At 64.3% G+C, this 5,435-nt stretch carries 4 protein-coding genes and 2 pseudogenes; all 6 read right to left on the minus strand.

Going from position 1 to position 5,435, the window contains the following annotated elements:
- Positions 1-110: 110 nt before the first annotated feature.
- On the minus strand, positions 111-353 hold the full coding sequence (locus JO236_RS02395; RefSeq protein WP_293324228.1) for a DUF2254 family protein: 243 nt from the start codon (positions 351-353) through the stop codon (positions 111-113).
- Positions 354-357: 4 nt separating this feature from the next.
- Positions 358-1,945: pseudogene (gene kdpA, locus JO236_RS02400) on the minus strand (potassium-transporting ATPase subunit KdpA).
- A 206-nt stretch (positions 1,946-2,151) separates the two neighbouring features.
- Positions 2,152-3,363, minus strand: coding sequence for an NAD(P)/FAD-dependent oxidoreductase (locus JO236_RS02405; RefSeq protein WP_293324230.1), 1,212 nt, complete (start codon positions 3,361-3,363; stop codon positions 2,152-2,154).
- A 9-nt stretch (positions 3,364-3,372) separates the two neighbouring features.
- The gene (locus JO236_RS02410) at positions 3,373-4,191 is read right to left on the minus strand and encodes a mycofactocin-coupled SDR family oxidoreductase (protein WP_293324233.1); all 819 of its coding nucleotides are present in this window, start codon (positions 4,189-4,191) and stop codon (positions 3,373-3,375) included.
- Between the two features lie 76 nt (positions 4,192-4,267).
- Positions 4,268-5,062, minus strand: a complete 795-nt coding sequence (locus JO236_RS02415) for an SHOCT domain-containing protein (RefSeq protein WP_293324236.1) — start codon at positions 5,060-5,062, stop codon at positions 4,268-4,270.
- Positions 5,063-5,228: 166 nt separating this feature from the next.
- Positions 5,229-5,435, minus strand: a pseudogene (locus JO236_RS02420) (elongation factor Tu); the annotation flags it as partial.

Genomic DNA, 5,435 nt, shown 5'->3' on the forward strand with positions numbered 1-5,435 from the left:
GCCGAACGTCAAGATCGATGTCAACGTGATCGATTTTCAACCCGTCTACTCCGCGGACCAATCGGCCGGTAAACACCTGCGGCCCCGCGGACCGAAGCGGCCGGTGAGGGTCAGCCCCAAAGCCCAGCGCTGACCCGCGCCGCCGCATCTACCGGGGCCAGTTCGTCGGCGATCCAGTCGACGCAGGTCAACGCGGTGAACGTGTCGTTCACCGCAGATGAAAGTGCGCACAGAGCGATTTCAACCAGCTGATCGAAACCAAACGAAATATCTTGCGCGAGAGTGCGATATGCGCCAGTGACATGGCCGAGCGCAAGCCTCTTCTCGACCGAGTCGGAGGCATGGCCGCGCATCGTCCTAGTGGACCCCTTCGGCGAGCGGCCCAAGTGCCAAGGCGGGCAAGAACGTCAGGCCACACAGGATGACTGTGACGACCGCGACGAGACCGACGAACTGCGGACGGTGAGTAGGCAAGGTGCCGGGGGATTCCGGCGTGTGGCCTTGTCGCGCCAGCGAGCCGGCCAGCGCGAGCACCAGAACGATGGGCGCGTAACGACCGATGAGCATCGTCAGACCGAGCACGGTGTTGTACCACGTCGTGTTCGTGGACAGACCGGCGAAAGCCGAGCCGTTGGTGTTCGCCGCGGACGTGAACGCGTACAGCACCTCCGACAGACCGTGGGGTCCGCCGTTGCCCATGCCGGCTCGCGGGCCGGGCAATGCCATCGCGATCCCGGTACCGAGGAGCACGAGCACCTCGGTGGTCAGGAAAACGCCTGTGGCAAGCTTCATCTCACGCGGCGTGACCTTCTTGCCGAGGTATTCCGGTGTGCGGCCCACCATTAATCCGGCGACGAACACCGTGACAACCGCGAGGATCAGCATGCCGTACAGGCCCGAGCCGGCCCCGCCGGGGGGCCACCTCGCCGAGCTGCATGTTAAACATCGCCATCAACCCGCCGAGGCTGGTGTACGAATCGTGCATCGAGTCGGTGGCGCCGCTGGACGTCAGCGTTGTCGCGTCAGCGAAGACCGCCGAATCGCCTACGCCGAAACGCTGTTCGACGCCTTCCATGGCGCCGCCGGCCGCGGTGGGGACGGTACCGTAGTGCCCCAGTTGAAAGATCGTCGTCAGGCCGACGCTAACCAACGCGAGCAGTGCCATCACCGCGGCAATCGCATAGCCCTGCTTTTTGCGACCGACCATCCGGCCGAAGGTGCGGGGTAGCGCGGAACTGATGAGCAGCACCAGGAATACCTCGGCGAGGTTCGTCCATGAGGTCGGATTCTCAAACGGATGCGCGGAGTTAGCGTTGTAGAAGCCACCCCCGTCGCTACCGAGCAACTTGATGGATTCCTGGCTGGCGACCGGCCCTCCGGTGAGGGTCTGATGTGCGCCGCCCAGCGTGGTCACGACCTGGTCGTTGAGGTGGAAGTTCTGGATCACGCCGCCAGCCATCAGAACCATCGCACCGATCACTGAGATGGGGAACAAGATGCGCATCGTGCCACGGACGAGGTCTACCCAGAAGTTGCCCAGCTCATCGGTTTTCGTCCGTGCGAAGCCGCGAACCAGCGCCATCGCCACCGACATCCCGACCGCAGCGGAGAGAAAACACTGGACCGCGATGCCGGCCATCTGTACCAGGTGGCCTTGGGTCGACTCCCCCGCGTACGCCTGCCAGCTGGTGTTGCTGACGAAGCTGACCGCGGTATTCCACGCAAGGGACGGCGTCATCGGTGTCGCCGGATTGCGCAGGTGCAGCGGCAACTTGTCTTGCACCAGCTCAAAGACGAACAGGAACACGACGCCGGCTGACGAGAAAGCCAAGACGCTGCGAGCGTAATGGTCCCAACGCTGTTCGGCTCGGGCATCCACGCCGATGATGCGATAGATCGCACGCTCGACCCGCCAGTCTCGTTTCGAGCTGTAGACGTGATACATGTAGTCACCCAGGGGTACATGCACAAGCACGAGCGCGGCCGCTAGCAGAGCGACAAACGCGATGCTGGCGGACGATGTGCTCAACGGGACCTCCCCGAAAAAGGTAAACGTCAATACCTCGTGACGGGTTCGTCGTTGACGATTTCTTTACGCCGTTCGGCCAAATCAGCTCGGCGAGCGATGGCGGTTGCGCGTCTCCGGGAAATTCAGCCGAGCAGTTCGCCGATCGGCGTCGCGGCGGCGATCTTGCCGCGGACCTTCATGACCTTGCCGGGCATGCCACCGCCGACCACACCGACCACTACGCCGTCGCGCTCGTAGTAGGCCAGGAACTTGCGGCCGTCATCCTCGACCAGGTGCACGACGTCGTCAGCTTCCGGCTCGCCCAGGCACTGGATCTTCACATCGTACTGGTCGCTCCAAAAGTACGGTACGACAACCACTTCCGGGACGTCCTGGCCCAGCATCGCCGGCACCACAACGCGGGCCTGGTCGGCTACGTTGCTCCAATGTTCCACCCGCGCTTGGTGTCCCGTCGCATCCCGCCAGGAGGCCACGTCACCGAGCGCCCATACGTTCGGCGCGCTGGTGTGTCCGGCCTCGTCGCAGAGCACCCCGTTGTCGACCTCGATGCCACTGCCCCCGAGCCATTCGGTCGCCGGGCGCGACCCGATGCCGACCACCACCAGGTCGGTCGCGATCGCCGTGCCATCGGTCAAGACCACAGAGTCCACGTGACCCTGGCCGCGTACCTCGGCAACGCTGACCCCAAGGCGGACGTCAACACCCTCGGCGCGGTGCAGCCGTGCCACCAGCTCACCGATCTGCTCCCCCAGTACCGATGCCAGCGGCGTCGGCTGGGGCTCCACCAGCACCACGTCGACCCCAAGACTGCGCAGGCTGGCCGCCACCTCGCAGCCGATGAACCCCGCGCCGATGACCACGGCGTGCTTCGCGTCGGATGCATGGGTGCGCAACGCAATGCTCTCGTCGAACGACCGCAGCACCCGCACGCCCTCGATGGTGGGAAATGACGGGATCCGCCGCGGCACCAGGCCGGTGGCGACCACGAGCTCGTCGTAACCGAGCACGGATCCGTCGGCCAGCGTCACCGTCTGAGCGGCCGTGTCCAGACCGGTCGCGGCCGAACCCAGCCGCAGGATGATGTCCTTCTCGTCGTACCACTCGCGCGGCTTGAGGGCGACGTCGTCCACCTCTTTGCGCAGCACCTCTTTGGACAGCGGCGGCCGATCGTAGGGCAGATGCACCTCGTCGCTGATGATCGTGATGCGCCCGGCGTATTCCGACCGGCGTAACTGCTCGGCGGTCCGGGCGGCCGCGAGGCCACCGCCGACGATCACAATCCCGTTGTCGCTGCGGTGTACACCTTTGCTACTGCTCACGTGGAGTTCATACACGATCGCCGGTCAGTACTTCAAGGCGCCCTTGTCTACCGGAATCTGTGTGCCCGACAGCGTGCCCGAGCCATCGCCAGCCAACCAGACGACGACGTCGGAGACTTCATCGGCCGACATGAACCCCTTGTACTGCATCGGCATTGGCGGAAAGCTGTGCACATAGCGGGGATGCTTGGCAAAGAGCTCCATCATCGCCTCGGGCTCGACCATCGGGGTGTCTATGGAGTAGGGGTGGATCGAGTTGACCCGGATGCCGTATTCGCCGAGCTCGATGGCCAGCGTGTTGGTCAGAGCGGTAAGTCCGTGCTTGGACGCCGCGTAATGGCCATTGCCCGGCGTGGCCTTCACACCGGCCGACGAGCTGACGATAACTATGGAGCCGCCATTGCCGGCCTCGATCATCGCGGGAATCGCCGCGCGCAGCGTGCGCCAGGTGCCGGTCAGGTTGATCCCGATCACGGTGTCCCACTGTTCGTCGGTGAGTTCCCAGAGGCGGCCCCAGCCCAGCACCCCGGCGTTGGCCACCAGGATGTCGAGCCGGCCGAATTGCTCGAAGCCGTCGGCCACCAGTTGCTTGAGCAACGCGTCGTCGCGGATGTCGCCCTCACGCGCCAGTATCTTGCGCCCCTCGGCTTCCACGAGGCGGACGGTCTCGCTGAGATCCTCCGGTGTGGCGGGCGTGTATGTGAGCGTGTCCGATGCGGGCGCGCAGATGTCCAGCGCGATGATGTCGGCGCCTTCGCGGGCCAGCCGCACGGCGTGCGCTCGGCCCTGGGCGCGGGCGGCACCGGTGATGAATGCCACCCGCCCTTGCAGTGATCCAGCCACGCATACCCCTTCCGCCGCCTGTCAGGCTAGCAGCGAAACTGAAACGTGTTCTAACTCGCCTCGGGGTCGGTCGGTGTCAGATCTCGGAGATAATCTGGGCCCGCTTGCTGTTGTATTCCTGGTCGGACAGCACGCCACTGGCACGCAGCGACTCCAGCTCCTGCAACCGCTCCGTGGGCGAGTGCTGTGGCGCCGCGGTCGCTGGTGCCTGCTGCTGGGCCGCCCGGCGTACCACGGCCTGGATCTGCTGACGCAGTGCCGGGTTCGAGCGGATGTCCACCATCCGGTTGAGCGGAACGTTGTTGGCCTTGAGGATCTGCAGGATTTCCATCAGCGGGCCGGCCTGCCCACTCAAGTCGTAGGTCTGGTTGTCTTCGGCCAGGGTGAACTGCGCGGGCACCAGCCCGTTGACCAAAGCGCTACGCTCCCAGTCGATTAAGTATTGCTGGGTGGTCGGGTTGACCAGTACCACCAGCTTGCGTGCGGTCAGGTTACCCAGCCGGGTGACGCTGGCGATGACTCGATCTTCACTGTCGAACGGCACAAATCCGGATCCCGAGATGTGCAGCTGCACTTTCACCAGTGGCTGCTCGTTGATCCGCGTTCCCGTCTCGGTGAGCCCGGTGATCTGGGCCAGCGCCAAGACCCCATGCTGTTCCAGCGCGGCCTTCTTGGCCGCCGAGTTCGCGCCAAAGTTCGCCAACCAAATCGCGACCACGACGTCGATCACAGTGATGAGCAACCCGACCCACAACATCCACGACAGCAGATCGCCGAGTCCAAGAGCGAAGTAGACGACCAAGAAGATCGGCCCGACCAAACCGCCGCACAGCAGAACAATCAGCTGTGCCTTCAAGTAGCGCGCTAACACGTAAGCCTCCTTACTGGCCCGAAAGTGATGTCAGAGTAGCGCCTAACTGCCGCTACCGATCACAAATATCGGGCAGAGGTACACCTTGGAGGCCAACCCGGCTTCGCCGCAGAACGCAAAGCCCGGATTGCCGCGATGGGCGATCCGGGCTTCGCGTTGAACGAAACTACTTGATGATCTTGACGACCCGGCCGGCGCCGACGGTGCGGCCACCCTCGCGGATAGCGAACCGCAGACCCTCGTCCATGGCCACGGGCTGGATCAGCTTCACCGAAATGTTGGTGTTGTCACCGGGCATCACCATCTCCGTGCCCTCCGGCAGCGTCACCACACCGGTCACGTCGGTGGTGCGGAAGTAGAACTGCGGACGGTA

The sequence above is a fragment of the Mycobacterium sp. genome, assembly GCF_019247635.1.
Lineage (GTDB): Bacteria > Actinomycetota > Actinomycetes > Mycobacteriales > Mycobacteriaceae > Mycobacterium.

Coding starts and splice junctions, on each gene's coding strand:
- JO236_RS02395 (WP_293324228.1), bottom strand. CDS start 353: ATGCGCGGCCATGCCTCCGACTCGGTCGAGAAGAGGCTTGCGCTCGGC.